Below are 24,703 nucleotides of genomic sequence, written 5' to 3'. Positions count from 1 at the left end.
TGCGCTTCGATAGCGTCTTCAGTTTTGCAATGCCTGCGCCAGTACACGCGCCACATGCACGGCTTGAGTTTGCGCGCCATCCTGGATCTGATGCCGGCAACTCGTGCCGTCCGCGACGACGATCGCGTCTTCTGCTCGCGCACGCACAGCCGGCAACAGCGACAGCTCGGCCATCGCCTGCGACGCGGCGTAGTGCTCGGCTTCATAGCCGAAGCTGCCGGCCATCCCGCAGCACGACGATTCGACCGGCGACACCTTCAGGCCCGGAATCCAGCGCAACACCGTCTGCACCGGCGTGAACGCGCCGAACGCCTTCTGATGGCAATGGCCGTGCACGAGCGCTTCCTTCGCATCGATTGCGTGCAGCGGCAGCGACAAGCGGCCGGCCTCCTGTTCGCGCACGAGAAACTCCTCGAACAGGAACGCGTGGCTTGCCAGTCGCGCCGCTTCGTCGCCATAGCCATAAGCAAGAAACTCGTCGCGCATCGACAGCAGGCACGACGGCTCCAGCCCGACGATCGCGACGCCGCGTTCGAGATACGGCCGCAACGTATCGAGCGTGCGTTTCGCCTCGGCCTTCGCTTCATCGACGAGCCCGGCCGCGAGGAACGTGCGGCCGCAGCACAGTGGCCGCTCGCCTTCGCGCACGTTGAAATGCACGGTGTAGCCGGCCGCTTCGAGCACGGCCTGCGCGGCGCGCGCATTGTCCGGTTCCTGGTAGTTGCTGAACGTATCGACGAAGAGCAGCACTTCGCGGGTCACCGAGCCGGTATCTTGCGAAGACACTGACGTCCCTGCACCCATACCCGCATCCGTGAGAAACGGCCGTGCAAATGCAGGCAGCGCGCGCTGCGGCGCGAGCCCGATCCACCGCTTCATTGCTGATGCGACGACCGGCACGCCGTTTGCAAACGCGATCGCGCCGCGCATGCGTGCAGCCCATGGTGCATAACGCGGCAGATACGCGACGAGCCGTTCGCGCAGCGTCGCGCCGTGCTTGCGGTTCCACGCATGTCGCGCCTCGATCTTGAAGCGCGCCATGTCGACGCCCGTCGGGCAATCGCGCTTGCAGCCCTTGCACGACACGCACAGGTCGAGCGCGGCCTTCACGTCGTCGCCGGCGAGGCCATCGGCGCCAAGCTGGCCCGTCACCGCGAGCCGCAGCGTATTCGCGCGGCCGCGCGTCACGTGCTGCTCGTCTCGCGTCACGCGATAGCTCGGGCACATCGTGCCCGCGTCGAACTTGCGGCAGTGCCCGTTGTTGTTGCACATCTCGACGGCCGACGCGAGCCCGTGCGTGATGTCGGTGCCGGAGCCGGGCGCGGTTTCTTCACCGGTCAGCGGGTTGCGCGCGACGTTCCAGGCCGACCAGTCGAGCGCGGGTTGCAGCGGCAGCGCCGCATAGCCGGGCGCGAAACGGAAATGCTCGCGCGTATCCATCTTCGGCGGATTGACGATCTTGTCCGGGTTGAAGCGGTTGTCGGGATCGAACAACGCCTTGATCTCCGCGAACGCCGCGTTCAGGCGCGGGCCGTATTGCCACGCAACCCATTCGCCGCGACACAGCCCGTCGCCGTGCTCGCCCGAATACGCGCCCTTGTACTCGCGCACGAGCGCGGCCGCTTCCTCGGCGATCTCGCGCATGCGCGTCGCGCCGTCGCGCCGCATGTCGAGGATCGGCCGCACGTGCAGCGTGCCGACGCTGGCATGCGCGTACCACGTGCCTTCGGTTTCATGCTTGTGGAATACGTCGGTCAGGCGGCGCGTGTATTCGGCGAGATGTTCGAGCGGCACCGCGCAATCCTCGATGAACGATACCGGTTTGCCGTCGCCCTTCATGCTCATCATGATGTTGAGCCCGGCCTTGCGCACGTCCCACAGCGCCTTCTGCGCGCCGGCATCGGTCATCTTCACGACGCTGTCGGGCAGCCCGAGATCGGCCATCAGTTCGGCGAGCCGGTCGAGTTGCGCCAGTTGCGCGTCGCGCGATTCGCCCGCGAACTCGACGAGCAGGATCGCTTGCGGCTGCCCGACCAGCGCCTGCTCGATCACCGGGCGGAACGCCGGGTTCTCCATCGACAGGTCGATCATCGTGCGATCGACCAGCTCCACGGCCACCGGCTTCAGCTTCACGATGTGCTGCGCGGTGTCCATCGCCTGGTAGAAGGTCGGGAAGTTCACGACGCCGAGCGTCTTGTGCGCGGGCAGCGGCGCGAGCTTCAGCGTGATCTGCCGGCTGTACGCGAGCGTGCCTTCCGAGCCGACGAGCAGGTGCGCGAGATTCGCGTGGCCGTCGTCGGTGTACGCGCGCGGGTTCTGGCAGTCGAACAGGTCGAGGTTGTAGCCGGCCACGCGGCGCAGCACCTTCGGCACGCGCTCGACGATCTCGTCGCGCTCGCGTATCGCGATGCGTTCGACGCCGTGCAGCAGCTCGAGCGTGCGACGGTCGGTAACGGGCTGCGCGAGCGAGCCGAACCGGCATTCGCTGCCGTCCGCGAGGATCGCGTCGATCGCGAGCACGTTGTGCACCATGTTGCCGTACTCGATCGAGCGCGACCCGCACGAGTTGTTGCCGGCCATCCCGCCGATCGTGCATTGTGCGCCGGTCGACACGTCGACCGGGAACCACAGCCCGTGCGGCTTCAGCCACGCGTTCAGGTGATCGAGCACGATGCCGGGCTCGACGGTGACGGTGTGCGCTTGCGCATCGAATTCGACGATCCGGTTCAACCATTTGCTGTTGTCGACGACGAGCGCCTCGCCGACCGTCTGCCCGCACTGGCTCGTACCGGCGCCGCGCGCGAGCACGGGGATCTTGCGGTCGCGCGCGATGTCGAGCGCGACGCGCAGGTCGTCCTGGTCGCGCGGCACGACCACGCCGAGCGGCATGATCTGGTAGATCGACGCGTCGGTCGCGTAGCGGCCGCGGCTTGCGCGATCGGCGTGGACGTCGCCGCGCATTTCCGTGCGCAGCCGCTCGAACAGCGGCGACAGTGCGGCGCCTTGCGACGGCACGAGATGGACGGGGCGAACCAGCGAAGGCGAGACGGCGGATTTCATGGTGGCGATCGGTATCGGGTGAAAACGGATCAGGCGAGCGTGACGCTGACGGGCGGCAGCCCGGCGATGCGGCCGACGGCCGTGCCGGCGGCCTGCGGGAAAGCCATCCCCGTGTACGAGCCGGTCGTGACGACGGTGCCGGCCGGCAGTACGATGCCGCGCCGCGACGCGTGATTGACGAGCCATGGCAACAGGCGGCGCGGGTCGCCCGCAGGGTTCGTGCCGGTGGTGGCGGCGATGTCCCGCCCGTCGAACGTGAAAGCGGGGTGGGGTGTGAGGAACGGGAAATCCGCGCGATAACCGGTCATTTCGCCGAGCACGAGCGCGCCGTGGTTCTGCAGGTCGGCGAGTTGCGCGGCGGGCGCGACGTCCGGCCATTCGCGGAAGCGGCTCGCGACGATCTCGATCGCGGCGCCCATCTGCGCGATGCCGTCGAACACTTCATCGTCGGCATAGGCGGCCGCACGCGGCGCGAAGTCGCGGCCGAAGCGGAACGCGATCTCCAGTTCGAGGCCGAGCGGCCGGAACGCGCCGCGCGGCAGCGTGACGCCGCTCGCGTGGCGGCAGTCGTCGGGCAGTGATGCGCCCTGGATCGGGCCGTCGGGCTGCTTCGCGCCGACCTTCCACGCACCGATCGCGGCGCGGCGCTCGGCGAGCAGTTGCGCCTGCACCGCATAGGCGTCGTCGGCATCGGCGGGGACGAGTGCTGAAGGCAGCGCGGCGAACGCGATGCCGTGTTGCCAGCCGGCGGCGAGCCGGACGGCGAGGTCGTGAGTGGCTTGAGTCATCGTGAATGGCAAAAAGGAGAAAAAGCGGGGCGGCGGCAGCGCCCCGTTGGCATCAGGCCGGCGAGCGGTGGGTTGCCGGCTGTTCTGCAGGCGCATCGGCGAAGCGGCTGTCCGGCTGCATGCGGAACGCGAGCAGCACGCCCACGCCCATCAGCACCATGCTGCCGATGAACGGCAACTCCCAGCTGCCGAAGCGGTCGATCACGAAGCCGGAGATCACCGGCGACAGGATCGCCGCGAGCGCCGAGCCGGAATTCATCATCCCGCTCGCGGTGCCCGAGTATTCCGGTGCGATGTCCATCGGCACGGCCCACATCGGGCCGATCGTCATTTCGGCGAAGAAGAACCCGGCCGCGAGGCACGCCATCGACACGTACAGGTCGTGCATGAACAGCAGCGGCAGCAGCGACAGCAGCGTGAACAGCATGCAGATCGACACCATCCAGCTGCGTGCGCGCTTGAGGCTGCCGGTGCGCGCATAGATGCGGTCGGTGACGATGCCGCCGAGCGTGTCGCCGATCACGCCCGCGAAGAACACCGCGGATGCGAACACGGCCGATTTCTTCAGGTCGAGGTCGTAGCTGTGCAGGAAGTACTGCGGAATCCAGCTCAGGAACAGCCACAGCGTCCAGCCGTAGCAGAAGTAGACGATCGTGACGGGCATCATCCGGCGGAACAGCGGGCCCCACGGCACGGTGGCGGGCTTCTGTTTGGGCGGCGGCAGCGCATCGAGTTCGGCCTGCGTGATGCGCGGGTGATCCTTCGGATGCTCGGTGTAGACGAGCGCCCACACCGCGACCCACACGATGCTGATCACGCCGCAGATGTAGAACGATTCGCGCCACCCGTACACGGCCATCACCGCGACGACGGCGGCCGGCGCGACCGCGTTGCCGACGCGCGAAAACGCATGCGTGATGCCCTGCGCGAAGCCGCGTTTCTCGCGCGGCACCCAGCGCGACATTGCCGACGTGGCCGCCGGGAACGTCGCGCCTTCGCCGAGCCCGAGCAGCAGGCGCGCGGCGAGCAGCGACGCGAGGCCGCCGGCCATCCCGGTCAGCAGCGTCGCGACGGCCCACAGCAGCCCGCATGCGAGCAGCGTGCGGCGCGCGCCGAAGCGGTCGCTGACCCAGCCGCCGATGATCTGGAATACGAGGTACGGATACGCGAACGCGGAGAACACGAGGCCGATCTCCGTCTTGTTCAGCCCGAATTCCTTGCCGAACCCGGCGGCGGCCGTGCTCACGTTCACGCGGTCGAGGTACGTGATGAAGTACATCACGCATAGCATCACCAGCACGATGCCGGTCGCTCGGAACAGCTTCATGTGTCGTCTCCTGGATGTTGTCTGGCTTGCTGCCCGTGCCGGCGTCGAGGCCGGCATCTGGGCGGGTCGTGCTGATGAAGCGGGGCGGGCGCGCGTCGGCAGCGGACGGTGCGCGTCGTGACGACTGCGTGCGGCCGCCCGTGAAGAGGAACGGGTGCGTCGGGCGGCGCGCCGGGATCGCGCGTGCTGCCGTCCGCGCTCAGGCCGCCGCGCGCAGCGCCGGCGTGTGCGTGTTCGACGCGAGGTAGTCCATCGCCGCGACGACGCCGCTCGCGGCAACCGGCACGCCGGCGAGCTTCAGCCCCATCTCGCAGCCGGTGAGCGTGGCCATCAGCGTGAGGTCGTTGCAGTCGCCGAGATGGCCGATGCGGAACATCTTGCCGCGCATCTTGCCGAGCGCCTGCCCGAGCGACATGTCGAAGCGTTCGTAGATCAGCTTGCGCACGGCGTCCGCGTCGACGCCGTCGGGCATCATCACGCCGGTCAGCACGGGGCTGTAGACGGCCGGGTCCGCGCACTGGATCTCGAGACCCCATGCGCGCACCGCGCGGCGCGTCGCTTCCGCGAGCCGCTGGTGGCGCGCGAACACGTTGTCGAGCCCTTCGCCGAGGATCATGTCGAGCGCTTCGGCCAGCCCGTACAGCAGGTTGGTGTTCGGCGTGTACGGCCAGTAGCCGTTCTTGTTCGCCTCGATGATCTCGTGCCAGCCCCAGAACGCGCGCGGCAGCCTGGCGTGCTCGCTCGCCGCGAGCGCCTTCGGCGACACCGCGTTGAAGCTGATGCCCGGCGGCAGCATCAGCCCCTTCTGCGAGCCCGACACCGTCACGTCGACGCCCCATTCGTCATGGCGGTAGTCGGCGGACGCAAGCCCCGAGATCGTGTCGACCATCAGCAGCGCCGGGTGGCCGGCCGCGTCGATCGCGCGGCGCACGGCCGCGATGTCCGAGGTGACGCCGGTGGACGTTTCGTTGTGCACCACGCACACGGCCTTGATGTCGTGCGCTGTGTCGGCGCGCAGGCGCGCTTCGATCATGTCGGGCTGCACGCCGCGACGCCAGCCTTCGATGCCCGGCAGCCCGAGGAATGCGGGCTTCAGGCCGAGCGCCTCGGCCATCTTCTTCCACAGCGTCGCGAAGTGGCCCGTTTCGAACATCAGCACGGTATCGCCGGCGCTCAGCGTGTTGGTCAGCGCGGCTTCCCACGCGCCGGTGCCCGACGCCGGGTAGATGACCACCGGCTGGGTGGTCTTGAAGATCTTCTTGATGCCCGCCAGCACCTTGAGGCCGAGCGCGCCGAATTCGGGGCCGCGGTGGTCGATGGTCGGATAGCTCATCGCCCGCAGGATGCGGTCGGGCACCGGGCTCGGCCCCGGAATCTGCAGGAAATGGCGGCCGGACGGGTGGAAGTCGAGTTGCAGCATGGTCGTTCTGTCTCCTTGGTTGCATTTTGAATTTTGCATGCAAAATACTTTAGCAGAGGGATCGCAGCAGAACCAAGCGCTGATTTCGCCGAAAATGCCGGTGTTTACCCGACATTGGCGTGGCGATATTCGGGTCGGGCGAGTTGCAGTAGAATCGCGGGAAGCAAGAAGGAAGGACTTTGCATGCAAGATTTGAATGATCTGGAGCATGCCGGCGGCGCGCCGGCACTGCCGAAACTGGAGCGGCAACGGCTGCACGACACGGTCGTCGAGCACCTGCGCAAGTTCATCGTCGAAGGCGTGCTGACGCCCGGCATGCGGCTGAACGAGCGCGAGTTGTGCGAGACGCTCGGCATTTCGCGTACGCCACTGCGCGAGGCATTCAAGGTGCTGGCGTCCGAGGGGTTGCTGGTGCTGTCGCCGAACCGCGGCGCGAGCGTGTACCGGATGAGCGAATCGGAGATCCGCGAGACGTTCGAACTGATGTCGGGGCTGGAGGCGTTTTCAGGCGAGCTGGCCTGCGAGCGCATCACGCCGGCCGAACTCGCGGAGATCAAGGCGCTGCATTACTCGATGCTCGCGTGCCGGATGCAGAACGATCTGCCCGGCTACTACAGCCGCAACCAGGAAATCCACGACCGCATCAACGAGGCCGCGCGCAACTCGGCGCTGCGCGGCACGTACCAGGCGATCAACCGTCGGATCATGTCGATGCGGTTCCGCTCGAACCAGCACGTCGAGAAGTGGGATCGCGCGGTGCACGATCACGAGGAGATGATCAAGGCGCTGGAGGCGCGCGACGGCAAGGCGCTCGCGGCGATCCTGCGGCGGCACTTGCTGGAGAAGCGCGACGCGGTGTTGCTGCTGCACGCGGAAGTCGACGCGTAGTCGCCCGCCGCACACGAACGGTCTTGGCGCCGCGTTGGCGTGTGCCGGCTCAGAATGCCGTGCGCAGGCCGAGCCCGGCCGAATCGCCGCTCCCGTAGCCGCTCGCACGATCGCGCATGAACGCGACGTAGACGTCGGTCCGTTTCGACAGCCGGTAGTCGTAGCCGAGCGCCCAGGTCGTTCTCGACGGGCGGTCGCGCCCGTGGCTCTTCGCGGCCATCACCGACGCGAGCACCGTGCCGAAGCCGATCGGTACCGCTGCGCCTACCTGCCCGCTGTGCGTGCCGAGCCCGCCGCCGTCGATCGCGTCGTGCACATACTGATAGAACGCGGTGAACTTCACGACCTTCAGGTCGTAGCCGACGCCGGCCAGCACGGCGTCCTGCTGCGTGAAGCCGGTGATGGCGGCGTTCAGGTCGCCCGGCGTCCGGTCGTACTTCGCCTGCTGATACGCGAGCGTCGCGCTGAACGCGCGGCGCCCGTCGTAGGTGACGCTGCCGCCCCACTGGTTCGCGCCCGCGTGGCCGGGCGCGTTGCCGGTCGCATAGATCAGGCTCGCCTGCAGCGCGTGCTCGCCGGGCGTCGAAACCAGCACCGAATTGCTCCAGCCGTTGTCGCCGACGAGGCCTTGCCCCGATACGCCCTTGTACATCTGGTTCAGCGCCGGCGAAAAACCGAACGACGTCGAGAACGGGTTGAAGCGCACGACCGAGACGTAATACGGCGTCGTGTTGCGTCCCGCGCGCAGCACGCCGTACGGCGTCGCGACGCCGACATACGCGTTGCGCCCGAAGAACGTATCGCCGCTGAAGCGGCCGGCGCCGCCGTTCGACGGGCGCATGAACGCTTCGAGCGCGAACTGCAGCGCATAGCCGCCGCCGAGATCCTCGCGGCCGCCGATTCCCCAGAAGCTCGTCGTGAAGCCGCCCGAATTCATGGCATACGCGCGCGGCTTGCCGAGGCTCTTTTGCGTGCCGACATAAACGTCGGCCAGCCCGTACAGCGAGACGGACGACTGGGCCGTGGCGTCGTCGGCGATCGTACAGGCGATCAGCGATGCGCCGACGGTCGACAGCAGCCGGCGGCGCCTGCCGGCGCCCCGGATCAGATGAATAGGCATACTGATTGAATGGCGTGAAGGAAGAGAGGCCGGACGGGTGCGCGGCGGCACCCGTCGAACGGAGCGTCAGAACACGTGGCGGATACCCGCGCGCCCGACGGCCTGCTTCTGGTTGCTCGACGGATTGAAGCCCGCGATCTGCGCGACCGGCGCGTCGCCGGCCGCCTTCTGGAACGCCCCCATCACGTAGACGCTCGTGCGCTTGGACAGCGCGTACTCGACGCTCAGGTTGAACTGGTGATACTTCGGTTCGGCATTCGTCGCGTGATCGCGGCCCGTCGTGTACGTGTAGCCGGCGCCGACCGTCACGGCCGGGGTCGGCGTGACGAGCGTCGACAGCTCGTAGTTCTGGAACGTCGCGTCGTGCCCCGCGCTGCCCTGCTGGAAGTTGGTGTTCGTGAAATCGGCAAGCACCTTGAGCCACTGCACGACCTGATACGACGCGCCCACGCCGAACACCTTCTGCGCGCGCGCCGCATCGAGGTAGTTGCCGTAGATCGCGTTCGTGAAGCCCGGATAGTTCTGGTAGCCCTGCGTCGACACGCCCGGGTTGTTGATCCGCAGATAGCCGATGCCGAAGCCGACCGGGCCCGCCGCGTAGCTCGCGCCGACGCTGAACGTCGCGTTGTCGGAGAAGCGGCCCGGCTGGCCGCCGAACGCATAGAGGCCGCCGAACGTGATGCCCGCGATCGTCGGGCTGCGGTACTTGACCGCATTCGAGATCGGGAAGCCGTTGTCGGTGTTGTCCATGTCGTTCGGGTGCGCGAAGTAGTAGCCGCCGATGTTGCCGTTCAGCGTGAACGGCTCGACGTAGTCGACGATCGAATCCCACTGGCGGCCGAGCGTGAGGGTGCCGAGCTTCGTGTCGTTCAGGCCGACGTATGCGTTGCGCGAGAACGCGAGCCCGCTGCCGAGGCGGCCGGAGTTGAGGTCGAAGCCGCTTTCGAGCCGGAAGATCGCGCTGAGGCCGCCGCCGAGATCCTCGGTGCCGCGCACGCCCCAGCGGCTGCCGGCCGTCACGCCGGACGCGAGCTGCACGAGATGCTTGCCCTGCACGTTCGACACGTAGTCGACGCCGTCCTCGACGATGCCGTACAGCGTGACGCTGCTTTGCGCGTGAGCGGTAGCGGCCGCGGCGAGCGGCAGCGCGAACAGGATTCTTTTCATGATGATGTTCCGGTGCGGGATGGTTGAAAGACAGCGAGCGGCGGTGCGATACGAACGGACCTTCGGGTCCCGCACCGCGATCGGACGTCGATCGCGGCGGCGGGCGGGACAGCTGACGGATGAAGCGACGGAAGGGCGGTGCGCCGCTCAGTCGCGATACGCGCGCAGCAGCGTATCGGCGGCGCGGAAATCGGGCGTGAGCGGGCGGTCGCGCTGGAGGAACGCGACCTTGGCGCGCAGTGCGCGATACAGCGGCAGCGTGGCCGGCGCGAGCGTGAACGACGGCTGCTTGCGCTGGCGCAGGTCGATCGCCTGCGATGCCTCGATCAGTTCGAGGCCGAGCAGCGTGTAGCTCGCGTCGATCTGCTTCTGCACGCGCTGCACGACGTCGGGCGCGTTCGTCGCGATGTCCTCGATGCCGCCGGCAACGGGCAGGTAGTCGAGCGACACGGGCATCGCGAGCGACTTCACCGTCATCGCGAGCGCGGTCGGCGGCTTTTCCATCGCGCCGAACGCATGCACGGTGTCCTCGGTTCCGAGGAAGCGCGAGAGGCCGGTGAGGTGCGGGTCGTTCAGCTTGACGATGCGTTGCGCGGACGCGAGCGCGTTGTGGCCGAGCGCGAGCCCGAGCTGTTCGAACGCGAGCACCCACGGCAGCGGCTCGAAGTTCGCGCTCGGCAGCACCGCGCCACCACCGTCGACGTAGCCGGCCGCATCCTGCGCGCGGGTCGACTTCGGCGTGACGCCGACCGCGACGCCCGGATTGTCGTCGCTCGAATTGAGCTGCACCTGCAGCAGCGCACGCGCCTCGTCGTAGGTGCGATCCTCTTCGCCGAGCAGGTAGACGCCGGAGCGGAAGCTGAGCGGATCCTGCAGCGGCCGGTCCGGATCGCGATTCCACAGGCTGCTGCCCGCGAGCAGCGTGCGCAGAGTGGCGCCCGCGCGCAGCGTCGCCGGGAACGGCCGAAGCGCGAGCGTGTCCTCGCGGAACGGCGACACGTTGCCGTTCAGCCCCTGCAGGCTCAGCGCGAACACGACCTTCGACACCTGCGCGAGCCGTGCCATGTCGGTGAGCGCCAGCGCGCCCATGCCGGCCGAATACGCGTTCGAGCTGAGGATCGCGAGCGCGTCCTTGCCGTACGGGCGGATCGTCGTGATGCCGGCCGACTTCAGCGCGCCGGCGGCCGCGACCTTGCGGCCCTGGTAGTACACGTCGCCTTCGCCGAGCATCGCGAGGCCGACATGGCTCAGGATCGTGATGTCGGCTTCGCCGATCGAGCCGTCCGCCGGCATCGCGGGCGTGACGCCGCGATTGAGGAACTGCGCGTACGCGTCGACGATCGCCGGCTGCACGCCGGCGCCGCCGTCGAGCATCGCGTTCAGGCGGGCGGCCATCGCGGCGCGCGCCACGCGTACGCTCATGTCGGGGCCGACGCTGCCCGAGTGCGCGTGGATCAGCCCGATGTTGAAGCGCGTCGACGCGTCGATGACTTCCTGCGACAGCTTGCCGTGCGCATCGACCATCTCGCGGTCCTTGTTGAGACCGACGCCGACCGTCAGCCCGTAGATCTGCTGGCCGGCCGCGGCGGCCTTCAGCAGCACGTCGTGAGCGGCGACGACGCGCTGGCGGGCGGCCGGCGCGATCGACACGGCTTCGCCGTCGGCGATGCGGGCGATCGATTCGGGCGTGGCGGACCGGCCGTCGAGCGTGACGTCCGCAAAGGCCGGGACGGCGGCGAAAAGTGCGAGCGCGACCGCGCTCCGCATGAGGAAGCGTTGCATGAAGCAGTTCTCCGAATTCAGGCGTGACGTGACGTGGAAGACAGCGCGGCGATCGACACGAGTGCGATGACGCTCGCGACCATCACATACCAGGCAGGCGCGAACGGGTTGCCCGATCGTTGCGTGAGCCACGCGAGGATCGCCGGCGCGAAGCCGCCGAAGATCGTCGTGGCGATGTTGTAGGACAGCGACATGCCGGTCGCACGCACGCGGGTCGGGAACAGCTCCGACAGCGCGGCGGGCGCGACACCCGTGAAGATCGCGACCATCACGCAGAACGCGCTTTGCACGACGATCAGCGCGGCGAGCGTGTGCACGTCGGCGAGCCAGTGCAGCAGCGGATACACCGACACGAGCATCAGCGTCGCGCCGGCCGTCAGCACCTTGCGCCGCCCGAAGCGATCCGACCAGCTTCCGGCGCACACGCAGGTGACGGCCATCAGGCAGTTGCCGACCAGCGACGCGATGAACGCATCGCGCCCGTCGAAATGCAGCGCGCGCTGCACGTGCGTCGGCATGTAGATCACCAGCGCATACACGCACACGGCCCACAACACCGAGAACCCGGTGCCGACCACGAGCGCGCGCGGATAGTCGCGCACGACCTGCAGCAGCGGCGTCTTGCGCTCGGCCGGTGCATGCGCGGCGCGTGCCATTTCCGCGCGGAAATGCGGCGTTTCGTCGAGCGTCTTGCGCAGCCACAGGCCGACCGGCGCGATCGCGAGACCGAGGATGAACGGAATCCGCCAGCCCCAGTCGCCGATCTGTTCGCGCGACAGCGTGAGCGTCACGGCCGTGGCGACCAGCGCGCCGAGGATGTTCGACGCGGCCATGCTCGCCTGCAGCCACGATGCGTAGCGGCCCTTCTTGTCCGCCGGTGCGTGCTCGATCAGGAACGCCGCGGCGCCGCCCACTTCGCCGCCGGCCGAGAAGCCTTGCAGCAGCCGGCCGCACAGGATCAGCAGCGGCGCGCCGATGCCGATCGCCGTGAACGGCGGCGCGAACGCGATGATGCCGGTGCCGGCCGCCATCACGAGGATGGTCAGCGTCAGCGCGGCCTTGCGGCCGGCGCGATCGCCGTACACGCCGATCGCGAGCGCGCCGAGCGGCCGTGCGATGAAGCCGATCCCGAACGCCATGAACGCCTCGACCAGCTCGGTGCCGGTGTTGCCGCGATGGAAGAAGTTCTGCGCGATGTACACGGCAAAAAACGCGTAGACGGAAAAGTCGTACCACTCCAGCGCGTTGCCGATCGACGCCGCGGCGATTGCGCGCCCGGCACGCGAGGCGGGGGGCGACACGGCCGTGGCCGTGTCGAGGGGAACCGCGGTTTGCTTCACTTCGATCTCCTGTCTTGTCGTCGTGCGAGCCGGCCGTTACAGCCGGATGTGCGGAATCTGCTTGCGTTCCGCTTCGTCGAGCGCTTCTTCGTAGCCGGCATCCGCGTAGCGGATCACGCCGAGCGCGGTGTCGTTGGTCATCGACAGCGTCAGCCGCTCGTTCGCCGCCGCGCTGCCGTCGGCCACGACGGTGACGCCCGCGCTCGTCATGTAGCCGCTGTAGCCGCCGCCGCCCGAATGAATCGCGACGAGATCGGCCATCGACGAGCAGCTCATCATCGCGTTCAGCAGCGGCCAGTCGGCCACCGCGTCGGAGCCGTCGCGCAGGTTCTCGGTCATGATGTTCGGGTGCGCCATCGCACCGGCATCGAGGTGGTCGCGGGTGAACGCGACCGGCCCGGCCAGCACGCCGTCGCGCACCATCGCGTTGACCGCGAGCGCGAGCCGCGTACGCTCGCCGTGGCCGAGCCATGCGATGCGCGCCGGCAGCCCTTCGAACGGCACGCATTCGCGGGCGCGCTGGATCCAGTTCGTGACGATCCGGTTGTCCGGAAAGTGTTCGAGCAGGTAGTCGTCGATGATGCGGATGTCGTTCGGGTCGTTCGACAGCGCGATCCAGCGGAACGGGCCGATCGCGCGGCAGAACAGCGGGCGCAGGAATGCCTCGGTGAACACCGGGATCTCGAACGCGCGGGCGACGCCGCCGTCCTTCGCATGCGTGCGGATCAGGTTGCCGTTGTCGAACACGATCGCGCCGCGATCCTTGAAGCCGAGCATCGCTTCGACGTGCCGCACGATCGACGCGCGGCTCGCGTCCATCAGCTTCGTGCGGTCGCGCTCGCGCAGCGCGCGCACTTCGTCGAGCGTGAAGCCCGACGGCACGTAGCCGTAGACGAGATCGTGCGCGGCCGTCTGGTCGGTGACGATGTCGGGCACGACGCCGCGCGCGAGGATCGCCGGGAACACGTCGGCCGCGTTGCCGAGCAGGCCAACCGAGATCGGCTCGCGCCGGGCCTGCGCGTCGCGGATCAGCGCGAGCGCCTCGTCGAGATCGCGCGCCTGCCGTTCGAGGAAGCCGATCTGCAGCCGCTTGTCGATGCGCGTCTGGTCGATCTCGACGACGAGCGTCGCCGCGTTCGCCATCCGGCCCGCGAGCGGTTGCGCGCCACCCATTCCGCCGAGGCCGGCGGTCAGGATGAAGCGTCCGCGCAGGTCGTTGTCGAAATGGCGCTCGGCGATCCGCGAGAAGATTTCATACGTGCCCTGGATCACGCCCTGCGAGCCGATGTACTGCCAGTCGCCGGCCGTCAGGCCGCCCCAGCAGATCAGGTTGCGGCGTTCCAGTTCGTAGAAGTGTTCGGCCTTCGCCCACTGGCCGATCAGGTTGCAGTTCGCCATCACGACGAGCGGCGCGCTCGCGTGCGTGCGCAGCAACGCGACGGGCTTGCCGGACTGGACGACGAGCGTGTGGTCTTCGTCCATCGTCTTCAGCGTGTGCACGATCGCGTCGTGTGACGGCCAGTCGCGCGCTGCGCGGCCGAGCGCCGCGTAGACGATCAATTGTTCGGGGGCCTCGCCGACGGCGAGCACGTTCTCGAGCAGGCGCAGCAGCGCTTCCTGGCGCCAGCCCTTGCAGCGCAGCGTGTTGCCGGACGTGACTTCGAAAGTGCGGGTCATGGTGTCGCCTCCCGTTCAGCGCGCGAGCGCATAGTCGGCGATCGAGATGCCGAGCGCGGCTTCGACCGGCGGGTACACGGCCGGATCGAATACCGACGACGACAGCGGAATGTGCGCCTTCGCCACGCGCAGCACGTGGATTTCCATCCCTTCCTTCAACTGTCCGGCGCTGACCGGGCGGCCTTCGGCATCGAGCGTCGTGATCACGTCCGGGTAGGTCGCGATCCGTGCGCCGTGCGCGTCGTCCACCGCCATGTGTTCGTTCATCACGTGAATGACCGCGCGTTGCGCGCCGCTGCCGAGGTAGACGAGGCCGACGTCGAACGCTTCGCGCGTGTATTCGAGCGTGTTGCGCTCGACCTTGCCGCTCGCGATGATCTCGCCGTGCGTGGCCGCGCAGATCGCATCGATCACCGCGCTGCCGCCGCGTCGCTCGGCGTCGATGATCGCTTCACCGAGTGCGAGCGCGCGGCTGATGCCGCCGAGCGCCGCGTGCTGGCGAACATACGATGCGCGAATCGGGTTGCGGCAGCTCGCGATGAAGCCGCCGGCCATGTCGGCCGCCTTGCGCAGCACCGGCGACACCCGCGCGGTCGCGCCGCGCACGACCACTTCCATGTACGCATGCTGCGAGCGGTTGCCGCCGGCCGCCGCCTGGATCATCGGCGCGGTGCTCGATGCGAGGCCGAGCGAGCCCATGTCACCAGTCGGATGCGCACGGATGTCGCCCACCGCGTCGACCACCTTGGTGCCGAGCAGCGCGGACGGCAGCCACGCGTTCAGCGTGCTCGACATCCCGTTCTGCCCGATGATGAGCCCCGCGAGCGGCTCGCCGAGCGCGTCCTGGACGAGCTGCGCGGCCTTCACGTAGTCGGCGCCGAGCATTTGCCAGTCGGTGAGGCCGCCCGGCGCGCCGATCGCGGCGGCCGTGGCGATCCATGCGTCGTCCGGCAATTCGTCGATGCTCACCAGTTCGGGGCGGCCGATCGTGACCGCGAGCGTGCCGAGTTCACGGCCGTGGTCGGCCCAGCCGCCGCCGCCGCATGCGAAAACCGAACCGCCCTTGACGGCGGCTTCGACGTCCTTCGAAGACAGAATGCGTCCCATGTGTCGTTTGTCCTGAGAGGGAAAAAGGGCTGTACGCGCCGGCCGGAAAGCCTTGTGTGGCGGTACTGTCCAAACGATTCTAGGGACGCCGAATATTGAGCGTTATTGCTATTTTATGGAGACTTCATAACGCGATGTTAAGCGTAGGGTAATCCCGGTGACGCCCGAGCGGCGGGCTGCCGGCGCCGCGATCGGCGGCCGTCGGTGCGACGGCGAAACGCAGGCTGGACAACGGTTTCAGCCCGTTTCGGCACCGGAATTCATGCATTTGCGGAGAGCGTATGAAGTGTGTCGATGAACTCGTGCGCGAGCCGCGACAGCGGTGCGAGTACGGGGTGCAGCACGCTGACCGGCGCGGAAATGGTCGGCACGATCGGCTTCACGACGATCTGCGGCCACACGGGCCCCGCGACCGTCAGTTCGTCGATCAGCGCGATGCCGGTGCCGGCCTGCGCGAGCGCGCAAGCGACATGCGCCTGCTGCACCTCGATCTTGACCTGCGGCACGAGCCCTTCGTCGCTGAACAGCCGCCGCACCAGCTGCCCGAGCGGAATGTCGCTGCCATAGCCGATCAGCGGCTGGTTCGCGAGATCGCGCACGGCCAGCGTCTTGCGGCGCGCGAACGGGTGCGATGCGGGCACGGCCGCGACCATCCGGTTTTCATAGAGCGGCTGGCTCTCGACGTTCGGGTGCGTGTCCTGCAGGAACGCGATGCCGAGTTCGACCTGCTGGGTGAGCACCGCTTGCAGCAGCACGCTCGGGATCATCGTGTGCAGGATGATGCGCACGTCGGGAAAGCGCTCGTAGAACGCCGCGATCGCGCGCGGCAGCAGCGATTGCCCGAGATTGGGGCTGCACGCGATGCGCAGGTGGCCCATCCGGTTCTCGATCAGGTCTTCCGCGATTTCGTTGACGCGCTGCACGCTCTGGTACACCGCGTTCACTTCGACGAACAGCCGCTGCGCTTCAGGGGTCGGGTAGAGCCGCCCCTTGATGCGCTCGAACAGCGCGAGGCCGAGCCGTTGTTCGGCATACGAAATGAGCCGCGAGACGGCCGGCTGCGACACGTGCAGCAGCTTCGCGGCGCCGCTGATCGAGCCGGTCAGCATGATGGCGCGAAACACCTCGATCTGGCGCAGGTTCAGACGCACAGCCTTAACTCCATGTTATGTGGGGGTAATAAATCGGCATGAGACATTCTGGCAGAGCGCTGCCTAAACTGCTCGTGATCAAAAAAGCAGGAGGCGAAGATGAGCGAATTCGAGCAGGTAGTGCGCGGCCGGCTGGTCGATGCGCGCGAGGTGGTCGACGACGGCTGGCTCGCGATCCGCGGCGGACGGATTGCCGCACGCGGCGCGGGCGTGCCGCCGGCGGCGCGCGACACGATCGATGCGCGCGGGCAGTGGGTGCTGCCGGGCGTCGTCGACGGGCAGGTGCATGCGGCCAGCCAGGCCAACCAGGAGGGGCTCGGTCACGCGTCGCGTGCGGCTGCCGCGGGTGGCGTGACGGTGATGGTCGACATGCCGTACGACGATCCGGAACCGGTCGCGTCGCGCGCGCAGCTCGACCGCAAGATCGCGGAAGCCGAGCGTGACTGCCACGTCGACGTCGCGCTGTACGGCACGCTCAACGCGAAGCATGGCCTCGAAGCGGTGGCCGGGCTGATCGACGGCGGCGTGTGCGCGTTCAAGTTCTCGACGTTCGAGGCGACGCCCGGCCGGTTCCCGCGCGTGGAAGAGGACGTGCTGTACGACGCGTTCCGGCTGATTGCGCCGTCCGGCCTCGCATGCGGCGTGCACAACCAGATGCAGGACATGACGCGCAAGAACGTCGCACGGATGATCGAAGCGGGCGATACCGGCTGGGACGCGTTCCTGCGCGCACATCCGCCGCTGATCGAGAACCTCGCGACCGCGTTGATCTACGAGATCGGCGCGGAGACGGGCGCCCGTGCGCACGCGGTGCACGTGTCGACGTCGCGCGGCTTCGCGCTGTGCAACATGTTCCGGCAGGCCGGCCATCGCGCAAGCATCGAGACCTGCGTGCAGTACCTGATGCTCGATCACGAGACGCATACGAAGCGCTTCGGCGCGAAAACCAAGCATTACCCGCCGATCCGGCCGCGCGCCGAGCAGGACCTGCTGTGGACGCACATCGCGCGCGGCGAATGCACGTTCGTGTCGTCGGATCACGTGAGCTGGGGGCTCGAACGCAAGGGCGACCCGAACGTGTTCCGCAATGCATCTGGCGGCCCGGGGCTCGAAACGTTGCTGCCGGCATTCTGGACCGGCTGCGAACAGCGTGGCATCGCGCCGACGCGCGTGGCCGAACTGCTGGCGACGAACCCGGCGCGGCACTTCCTGCTCGACGACCGCAAGGGGTCGCTCGACGTGGGCGCCGATGCGGATTTCGTGATCCTCACGCCGGAGCGTTATGCGTTCGATCCGTCGCACAGCCTGTCGGCCGTGCAGTGGAGCGCATTCGAAGGGATGGAATTCACGGTGCGGATCGCCGCCACCTACTGTCGCGGCGCGCTCGTGTACGACGGCGCACGCATCGTCAATCCGGCAGGCTCGGGCCGCTTCCTGAAGCCGCACGGCAGCCGGCCGATCGCTACGCAACAGGAGCAAGCTTGAACCCGACGACTTTCCCTTTCCCGCCGCTGAACGCCGAACGCCTGAACGCGCGCGTCGAGCAACTCGCGCGCTTCACGCGGCCCGACGTCCCGTGGACGCGCCGCGCATTCTCGCCGCTGTTCACGGAAGCGCGCGCGTGGCTCGCCGCGCAGTTCGCCGAAGCCGGGCTCGCGGTATCGATGGACGCCGGCGGCAACCTGATCGGCCGTCGTGAAGGCAGCGGCCGCCGCACCAAGCCGCTCGTCACAGGGTCGCATTGCGACACGGTCGTCGGCGGCGGCCGCTTCGACGGGATCATCGGCGTGCTGGCCGGCATCGAGGTCGCGCATACGCTGAACGAGCAGGGGATCGTGCTCGACCATCCGTTCGAGGTGATCGACTTCCTGTCCGAAGAACCGAGCGATTACGGCATCTCGTGCGTCGGCAGCCGTGCGCTGTCGGGCGTGCTCGATGCCGGCATGCTGCGCGCGACCAACGCCGAAGGCGAAACGCTGGCGGAAGCATTGCGCCGCATCGGCGGCAACCCGGACGCGCTGCGCGAACCGCTGCGCGCGGCGGGCAGCACGGCCGCGTTCGTCGAGCTGCATATCGAGCAGGGCCCCGTGCTCGAAACGCGCGGCTTGCCGATCGGCGTCGTGACCAACATCGTCGGCATCCGGCGCGTGCTGATTACCGTGACCGGCCAGCCCGACCATGCGGGCACGACGCCGATGGATATCCGCCGCGACGCGCTCGTCGGCGCCGCGCACCTGATCGAGGCCGCGCACGCGCGCGCGTCGGCGCTGTCGGGCAATCCTCACTACGTCGTGGCGACGATCGGGCGGATCGCGATGACGCCGAACGTGCCGAACGCGGTGCCGGGCCGTGTCGAGCTGATGCTGGAAGTGCGCAGCGACAGCGACGCGGTGCTCGACGCTTTCCCCGAGGCGCTGCTGGCCGGTGCGGCCGCGCGCCTCGATGCGTTGCGCTTGAGTGCAAGCGCCGAGCACGTGAGCCGTGCGCGCCCGACCGACTGCCAGCCGCTCGTGATGGATGCGGTCGAGCAGGCGGCCACGCAGCTCGGTTATCCGAGCATGCGCCTGCCGAGCGGTGCGGGGCACGATGCCGTGTACGTCGCGCCGACGGGGCCGATCGGAATGATCTTCATTCCGTGCCTGGGCGGCCGCAGTCATTGCCCCGAGGAGTGGATCGAGCCGCAGCAGCTGCTCGACGGCACGCGCGTGCTGTACCAGACGCTCGTCGCGCTCGATCGTTCGCTGGCGGGCGGGGCGTAACGACTGCGGGCGGCGCGCTTACAGCGCTGTCCGCTGCCCCTCTCGTGGCCCGTGCCCCGTCCAGCGCTTGAAAGCGCGGCGGAAGTTGTGCGCATCGCTGAACCCGACTTCGTGCGCGACATCCTCGATCGACAGCCGCGGGTTGCTCAGCAGCGTGAATGCGCGCTTGCGGCGGATCGTGTCGATCACCGTCTGGTACGACACGCCCTGGTCGGCGAGCCGGCGCCGCAGCGTACGCTCGCTCATGCACAGCTGCGCGGCGATCTCGGCGAGCGATGGCGTATGCCGCAGGTCGCGTCGCATGATCCGTTCGATCGATTCGAGAAACTCGGTGCCTTCCGGTTCGGGTGGCAGTGCGTCCTGCAGGAATTCGAGTACCTGGCGATGCGCAAGCGGATCGTGTGTCGCGATCGGGCGGTGGCCGAGCGACGCGTCGCACGACAGCAGGTTCTGCTCCTGCTCGAAGCGCACCGGGCACGAGAACACGCGTGCGTACTGCTCGGCGTAGGGCGGCGGCGGGTAGCTGAGATCGATCACCTTCGGCTGGAACGCGGGGCCGGCGAGCGAGCGCCCGATCTTCATGAAGCTGCCGAATGCTTCCTCGACGAGGAACGCCTCGATATCCGGTTCGAGAAAGACGTTGGTCGCGCGGATCGACAGCGTGCGCGCATCCGACACCAGGTCGAAGCGCATCAGCGGCCCCGTGTGGCGCTGCAATTCGAGGCCGACCGTGATCGCGTCCTTCAGCGTCGGGCTCGTCAGCATCGCATAGCCGACCAGCCCGATCGATGCGATCGTCTCGCTCGTGCCGAGTTCGAGGCCGAGCGCGCGCCCCGGCGCCATCTCGAGCGCGCGGCGGATCATCGTGCTTGCCTGGCGCAGCGAAATCCGGCACGACGGATTCGACAGGTCGGCGACGTCGAAGCCGAGCCCCAGGCACAGCCGGGTGGGGTCGATGCCCAGTTCCTTGCTTGTCTCCGCGAGGCACCGCAGTAAATGGACCGGCAGATTCGCCGTCGTATAACGGGCGGTATCGTCCATGAACGCTCCGTGTTTTTTTCCACGGATTGTACTCGTCCCGCCCGGCCGGGGTGCCGCCCCGGCCGTTATCGCCCACATGCCACGCGACCCCGCGTCAGAAGTAGTGGCGCAGGCCGACCGTCGCGCCGAGCTGCGTGGTGCTCGTGCTCGGCGCCTGCCCGTTCACGCCGACCAACTGCGCGCCGACCAGCCCGCCGCGGTAGATCGCGTAGTCGACTTCCGCGTAGAGCATGCTGCGCTTCGACAGGCTGTAGCCGGCGATCACCTGGAACTGGCGCGCGCGGCCGTCGAAGTCCGACGTGTAACCCGATTGCTGGGTCCACCACGCGTTGACGGCCGCCGTGAACGCCGGCGTGAAGCGGTAGGTCAGCCCCGCGAGCGCCATCTTGCGGCGGCGGAACCCGCCGGGCGTCGTCGGGTCGACCACCTGCGCGGGCGAGATGATGCCGAGCCCGGCCAGGTCGGTCGGGCTGAACGGGCCGTTCTCGAACGACGTGAAGTCGTTGTCGCGTGCGTTCTCGATATAGCCGGCGTTGACGGTTGCGTTGCCGATCGTCACCGAGCCGCCGCCCGTGTAGATGTCGAATTTCCCGTGCGTGACGTCGTCCCAGCTGCGCATGAACGATGCGCCGACCGTGAACGGTCCCTTGTCCGGCGCATACGCGGCGGCCGCGCCGAGCTGGCCGCCGTTCACGCCGCCGCCCGCGTGGCCGCCCGGCGCGTATTGCGCGAGCAGGTAGAAGCTGCCGAGCTGCGCGCCGTACTGGATCATGTTGCTGGTGCGCGCACCCGCGAGCATCGTCTGCTCCGGCTTGAACAGGTTGAAGTACGGGTCTTGCGGGCCGGCCCACAGGTTCGAGCCGAAGGTCAGCGACACCATCTCGAACGGCACGTTGTACTGGCGCCCGAGCGAGAGCTGGCCGAGCGACGTCGACGTGAGCCCCACGTACGCGACCTGGAAGAAGTTCGGCGAGCCGGCCGGCACGATGGCGCCGCTGTTCGGGCCGAAGTGGCTTTCCACGTTGAACTGGGCGGACAGCCCGCCGCCCAGATCCTCATTGCCCTTGAGGCCCCAGTAGCTTTCGGTCAGGCCGCCGCCGTCGGCCATCGAGATCTTGCGGCCGGTCGATACCGGCGTGCCGTCGGCGCCATAGGACACGCCGTGCGTCTCGTAGCGGATGCCCGCATCGATTACGCCGTAGAGCGTCACGTTGCTTTGCGCGTGCGCGCCGGCACCGGCCAGGACCATCATCGCGCAGCACGCCGCGCGAATGCTATCGGGACGATTCATTCTTCTGGACTCCACATCGGTCAGGGGGCCGGCAGCCTTGCACTGCCGGAAACGACTGTAGAAAACCAAATTTGCGCGGGCCACGGCCGTGGCGGCCAATCTCGTGGTGCGTCGCGGCCACGCCGTTGCGCAGTGCGGTCAGGACGACGCGCGGGCCACGGCGCCCGAATCGGCGCGACGCAACGCGATGCGCACGCATGGCGCGGCCGCCAGCACGGCCACGCACAGCACGTGGGCGACATGCGTGCCGCCGAAGCGGTCGAGCAGCGCGCCGGACAACGCGGTGCCGATACCGGCCGCGAAGAACGTGACGACGAGCGTGCGCGCGACGAGCGAGCCGTCCGGGTCGACGTCGGACAGCATCCCGGTGAGGAACGGCACGATCACGAAGAACGCGCTGTTCAACACGAACTGGCTCAGGAAGTACGCGCTGCCGCCGCGCGCGGCGAAGAACCATTCGATCGACCCGATCATCGCGAGCTGGGCGGCCCAGATCAGCACGAGGCGGTGCTTGTGGCTGGCCGGATGCGACGGAATCGCCGCGCCGACGAAGCCGAGCAGCGACGACACCGACAGCAGCACGCCGATCGTCGTCGGCGACAGCCCGGCGCGCTCGCCGACGAAGCCGGCAATTGCCCATTGCGACGCCTGCACGCCGTACACGAGCGCGGTCACGACCCAGATCGCGACGACCGGTCGCCACGGCAGCGCGTGGCCGCGCACGCGGGCTTGCGACTGCGCGCTCGCGAACGCGTCGATGCCGCGGATCGCGGGCGCCAGCACGGCGACGACGGCCGCCAGCAGCGCGAACACCCAGCGGCCGAGCCACGCGGCCGGCAGCGCGGAGATCAGCACGAGGATGCCGCCGTTGATGCCGCCCGCGAGCAGGTTGATTTGCCCCCACAGGCGGTCGGTCGACGCGCGCTGCGACACACCCGATGCGACGACGACGAACAGCATCCCTTCGAACAGCCCTGTCATCCCGCGCGCGGCGGCCGCCGACACGACGCCGGGCGCGACCGCGCTGGCCGCCTGGCCGACGATCGTGCCGACGATGCCGGCCAGCGTGAACGGCCGCGCGGCGCGCGCGATCCGGTGCGACAGCAGCGCGCAACTGATCGCGATGCCGAGGATCTCGGCGCTGACGAGCGCGGTCGCGGTGCCTTCGTCGAGCCGGAAGCGCGTCATCACGGCCGCGACGAGGAACGGCGACAGGATCAGGCCGTTGGTGGCCGCCGCGAATGCGAGCGCGAGGCGCACGACGGCGCCGGTCGACGGATCGGGGCGCGACTGTGCGGCGGGGTGCAGCGTGGCGGTGCTCATGAAGCCTCCTGGCTGGAACGCGGCCGATCTTGCGCGACGCTGGCCGTTTCGTGCATCGGGTGTGTCCCTCGGCGGCCCGTCGAAGCCGGCGCGGGCGCCGATGAGCTTTGCTGCAGCCCGAACAGCGTGCGCAGGTACGGCGTCAGGAAGCGGCCGTGCGGGTCCATCCGTTCGCGCAGCGCGAGGAAGTCGTCCCAGTGCGGATAGCACGCGGCCAGCTCGGCGGCGCGCAGCGCATGCACCTTGCCCCAGTGCGGCCGCCCGCCGTGATTGCGGCAGATCGCCTGCACGCCCGAGAAGTACGCGTCGAACGGCATCCCGCGATACTGGTGCGCCGAGATGCGCACGCTGTCGCGCCCGTAGTCGGGGCTCAGCCAGATGTCGTCGCCGCGCACCCAGCGGTATTCGATCGGGAACATCAGCGGGAAGCTGCGGCGCGCGATGAAGTCGCGGATTTCGCGCAGCGCATCGGCGCCGCGTTCGGCCGGCACCGACCATTCCATTTCGTTGAAGCGTACGCGACGTACCGTCGACAGCATCGCGTAACTCGCATCGACATGCCGGCCTGCCGACACGGTGGACGCGCACAGCCGGCTCAGCGCCGGGCACAGCGACGGCACGCGCCGGCCGAGCCCGCATAGCGCGCCGAACACCGTGTTCTCGAGGAACGACTCGGAGGCGCGGCTTGCCCAGTGCACGGCGTTGGCCGGCTCGTCGGTCATGTCCCACGCCTTGGTCAGCACGGTGTCGGTGTGCGGGAACCAGTAGAACTCGAACGAGCGATGCTTCGCGATCAGCGCGTCCGCTTGCGCGAGGCAATCGTCGAGCCGCATGCCGCCGCGTTCGAGGCGCAGGTTGAACGCCGGCACGAGGCGCAGGCCGATCTCGGTCAGCACGCCGAGCGCGCCGAGCCCGATCCGGCCGCCCGCGAACAGGTCGGGGTGCGTGTCGGCCGTCGCGCGGATCTCGCTGCCGTCCGCGCACAGGAAGGTCAGACTGTCGATCTGCGTCGCCAGGTTGCCGAGCGTGATGCCGGTGCCGTGCGTGCCGGTGCTGGTCGCGCCGGCGATCGACTGCACGTTGATGTCGCCGAGGTTTTCCATCGCGAGACCGTGCGCGGCGAGCGCGGGGCCCAGCGCCCACAGCCGCGTGCCCGCATGCACGCGCGCGACGCGCCGGTCGCGGTCGACGTCGATCACGCCCTGCATGGCGTCGAGCGACAGGATCACGTCGTCGGTCTGCACGAGCGGCGAGAACGAATGACCGGCACCCGCCGCGCGCACGGTGGCGCCCGAAGCCGCCGCATCGCGCAGCACGGCCGCAAGCGCGGTGCGCGACGCGGGCGTCGATACGGTTGCATCAGGACTGCAGACATATCCCGACCAGTTGCGCCACATGCGTTGTCTCCTTGGGTTTCGTTTGAATGGTTGGGTTTGAGCGGTCTGCATGAGGGCCACGCAGC

General features: G+C 68.5%; 18 protein-coding genes. 3 read left to right on the top strand and 15 right to left on the bottom strand.

The window, feature by feature from the left end; translation table 11 throughout:
* Nucleotides 1–18 precede the first annotated feature (18 nt).
* The 4 genes from HWX87_RS19930 to HWX87_RS19915 form a co-directional block, all read right to left on the bottom strand.
* Nucleotides 19–3,060, bottom strand: coding sequence for an FAD-binding and (Fe-S)-binding domain-containing protein (locus tag HWX87_RS19930; RefSeq protein WP_176048711.1), 3,042 nt, complete (start codon nucleotides 3,058–3,060; stop codon nucleotides 19–21).
* Between the two features lie 29 nt (nucleotides 3,061–3,089).
* A complete protein-coding gene (locus tag HWX87_RS19925; RefSeq protein ID WP_176048710.1) occupies nucleotides 3,090–3,848 on the bottom strand; it encodes a 2-keto-4-pentenoate hydratase in 759 nt (252 codons plus the stop codon).
* Nucleotides 3,849–3,900: 52 nt separating this feature from the next.
* A complete protein-coding gene (locus tag HWX87_RS19920; protein WP_176048709.1) occupies nucleotides 3,901–5,175 on the bottom strand; it encodes an MFS transporter in 1,275 nt (424 codons plus the stop codon).
* Between the two features lie 199 nt (nucleotides 5,176–5,374).
* Entirely contained in the window at nucleotides 5,375–6,595 is a 1,221-nt protein-coding gene (locus HWX87_RS19915; RefSeq protein WP_176048708.1) for an aminotransferase class V-fold PLP-dependent enzyme, read from the bottom strand.
* A 183-nt stretch (nucleotides 6,596–6,778) separates the two neighbouring features.
* On the opposite strand from HWX87_RS19915, the gene HWX87_RS19910 reads away from it, so the two are divergent.
* Complete coding sequence (locus HWX87_RS19910; RefSeq protein ID WP_176048707.1) at nucleotides 6,779–7,483, top strand: GntR family transcriptional regulator; 705 nt, start codon at nucleotides 6,779–6,781, stop codon at nucleotides 7,481–7,483.
* A 49-nt stretch (nucleotides 7,484–7,532) separates the two neighbouring features.
* Here the strand turns inward: HWX87_RS19910 and HWX87_RS19905 are convergent, their stop codons facing one another.
* The 7 genes from HWX87_RS19905 to HWX87_RS19875 all read right to left on the bottom strand — a co-directional run bounded on the left by HWX87_RS19905 (nucleotide 7,533) and on the right by HWX87_RS19875 (nucleotide 16,827).
* Nucleotides 7,533–8,603, bottom strand: a complete 1,071-nt coding sequence (locus HWX87_RS19905) for a porin (protein WP_176048706.1) — start codon at nucleotides 8,601–8,603, stop codon at nucleotides 7,533–7,535.
* Between the two features lie 66 nt (nucleotides 8,604–8,669).
* Nucleotides 8,670–9,770, bottom strand: a complete 1,101-nt coding sequence (locus tag HWX87_RS19900; protein WP_176048705.1) for a porin — start codon at nucleotides 9,768–9,770, stop codon at nucleotides 8,670–8,672.
* A 147-nt stretch (nucleotides 9,771–9,917) separates the two neighbouring features.
* Entirely contained in the window at nucleotides 9,918–11,552 is a 1,635-nt protein-coding gene (locus HWX87_RS19895) for an aromatic amino acid ammonia-lyase (RefSeq protein WP_176048704.1), read from the bottom strand.
* 17 nt (nucleotides 11,553–11,569) lie between these two features.
* The gene (locus HWX87_RS19890) at nucleotides 11,570–12,892 is read right to left on the bottom strand and encodes an MFS transporter (RefSeq protein WP_176048703.1); all 1,323 of its coding nucleotides are present in this window, start codon (nucleotides 12,890–12,892) and stop codon (nucleotides 11,570–11,572) included.
* Between the two features lie 36 nt (nucleotides 12,893–12,928).
* Entirely contained in the window at nucleotides 12,929–14,569 is a 1,641-nt protein-coding gene (locus HWX87_RS19885; protein WP_176048702.1) for a urocanate hydratase, read from the bottom strand.
* 15 nt (nucleotides 14,570–14,584) lie between these two features.
* Nucleotides 14,585–15,676, bottom strand: coding sequence for a DUF917 domain-containing protein (locus HWX87_RS19880; protein ID WP_176048701.1), 1,092 nt, complete (start codon nucleotides 15,674–15,676; stop codon nucleotides 14,585–14,587).
* Nucleotides 15,677–15,936: 260 nt separating this feature from the next.
* Nucleotides 15,937–16,827, bottom strand: coding sequence for a LysR family transcriptional regulator (locus HWX87_RS19875; RefSeq protein ID WP_176048700.1), 891 nt, complete (start codon nucleotides 16,825–16,827; stop codon nucleotides 15,937–15,939).
* Between the two features lie 99 nt (nucleotides 16,828–16,926).
* Between HWX87_RS19875 and HWX87_RS19870 the strand changes: the two genes are divergently transcribed.
* Both HWX87_RS19870 and HWX87_RS19865 read left to right on the top strand, forming a co-directional pair.
* Nucleotides 16,927–18,312 carry an amidohydrolase family protein gene (locus HWX87_RS19870; protein WP_176048699.1) on the top strand — a complete coding sequence of 462 codons (1,386 nt, stop codon included), beginning with the start codon at nucleotides 16,927–16,929 and terminating at the stop codon, nucleotides 18,310–18,312.
* Nucleotides 18,309–19,586 (top strand): Zn-dependent hydrolase, encoded by a 1,278-nt coding sequence (locus HWX87_RS19865; RefSeq protein ID WP_176048698.1) that lies wholly within the window; start codon nucleotides 18,309–18,311, stop codon nucleotides 19,584–19,586. Before HWX87_RS19870 ends, HWX87_RS19865 begins: the two co-directional genes overlap by 4 nt.
* Before the next feature lie 18 nt (nucleotides 19,587–19,604).
* On the opposite strand, the gene HWX87_RS19860 is transcribed toward HWX87_RS19865, so the two are convergent.
* The 4 genes from HWX87_RS19860 to HWX87_RS19845 all read right to left on the bottom strand — a co-directional run bounded on the left by HWX87_RS19860 (nucleotide 19,605) and on the right by HWX87_RS19845 (nucleotide 24,638).
* A complete protein-coding gene (locus HWX87_RS19860; RefSeq protein WP_176048697.1) occupies nucleotides 19,605–20,627 on the bottom strand; it encodes an AraC family transcriptional regulator in 1,023 nt (340 codons plus the stop codon).
* 94 nt (nucleotides 20,628–20,721) lie between these two features.
* Entirely contained in the window at nucleotides 20,722–21,918 is a 1,197-nt protein-coding gene (locus HWX87_RS19855; RefSeq protein ID WP_176048696.1) for a porin, read from the bottom strand.
* A gap of 138 nt (nucleotides 21,919–22,056) precedes the next feature.
* Entirely contained in the window at nucleotides 22,057–23,241 is a 1,185-nt protein-coding gene (locus HWX87_RS19850) for an MFS transporter (protein WP_176048695.1), read from the bottom strand.
* A complete protein-coding gene (locus HWX87_RS19845; RefSeq protein WP_176048694.1) occupies nucleotides 23,238–24,638 on the bottom strand; it encodes a D-arabinono-1,4-lactone oxidase in 1,401 nt (466 codons plus the stop codon). Before HWX87_RS19845 ends, HWX87_RS19850 begins: the two co-directional genes overlap by 4 nt.
* Nucleotides 24,639–24,703: the final 65 nt, after the last annotated feature.

The sequence above is a fragment of the Burkholderia sp. BCC1644 genome (genome assembly GCF_902833225.1).
GTDB lineage: Bacteria > Pseudomonadota > Gammaproteobacteria > Burkholderiales > Burkholderiaceae > Burkholderia.
Note: the sequence above shows the minus strand (reverse complement) of the source record. Positions and strands in the feature narration are given on the sequence as shown.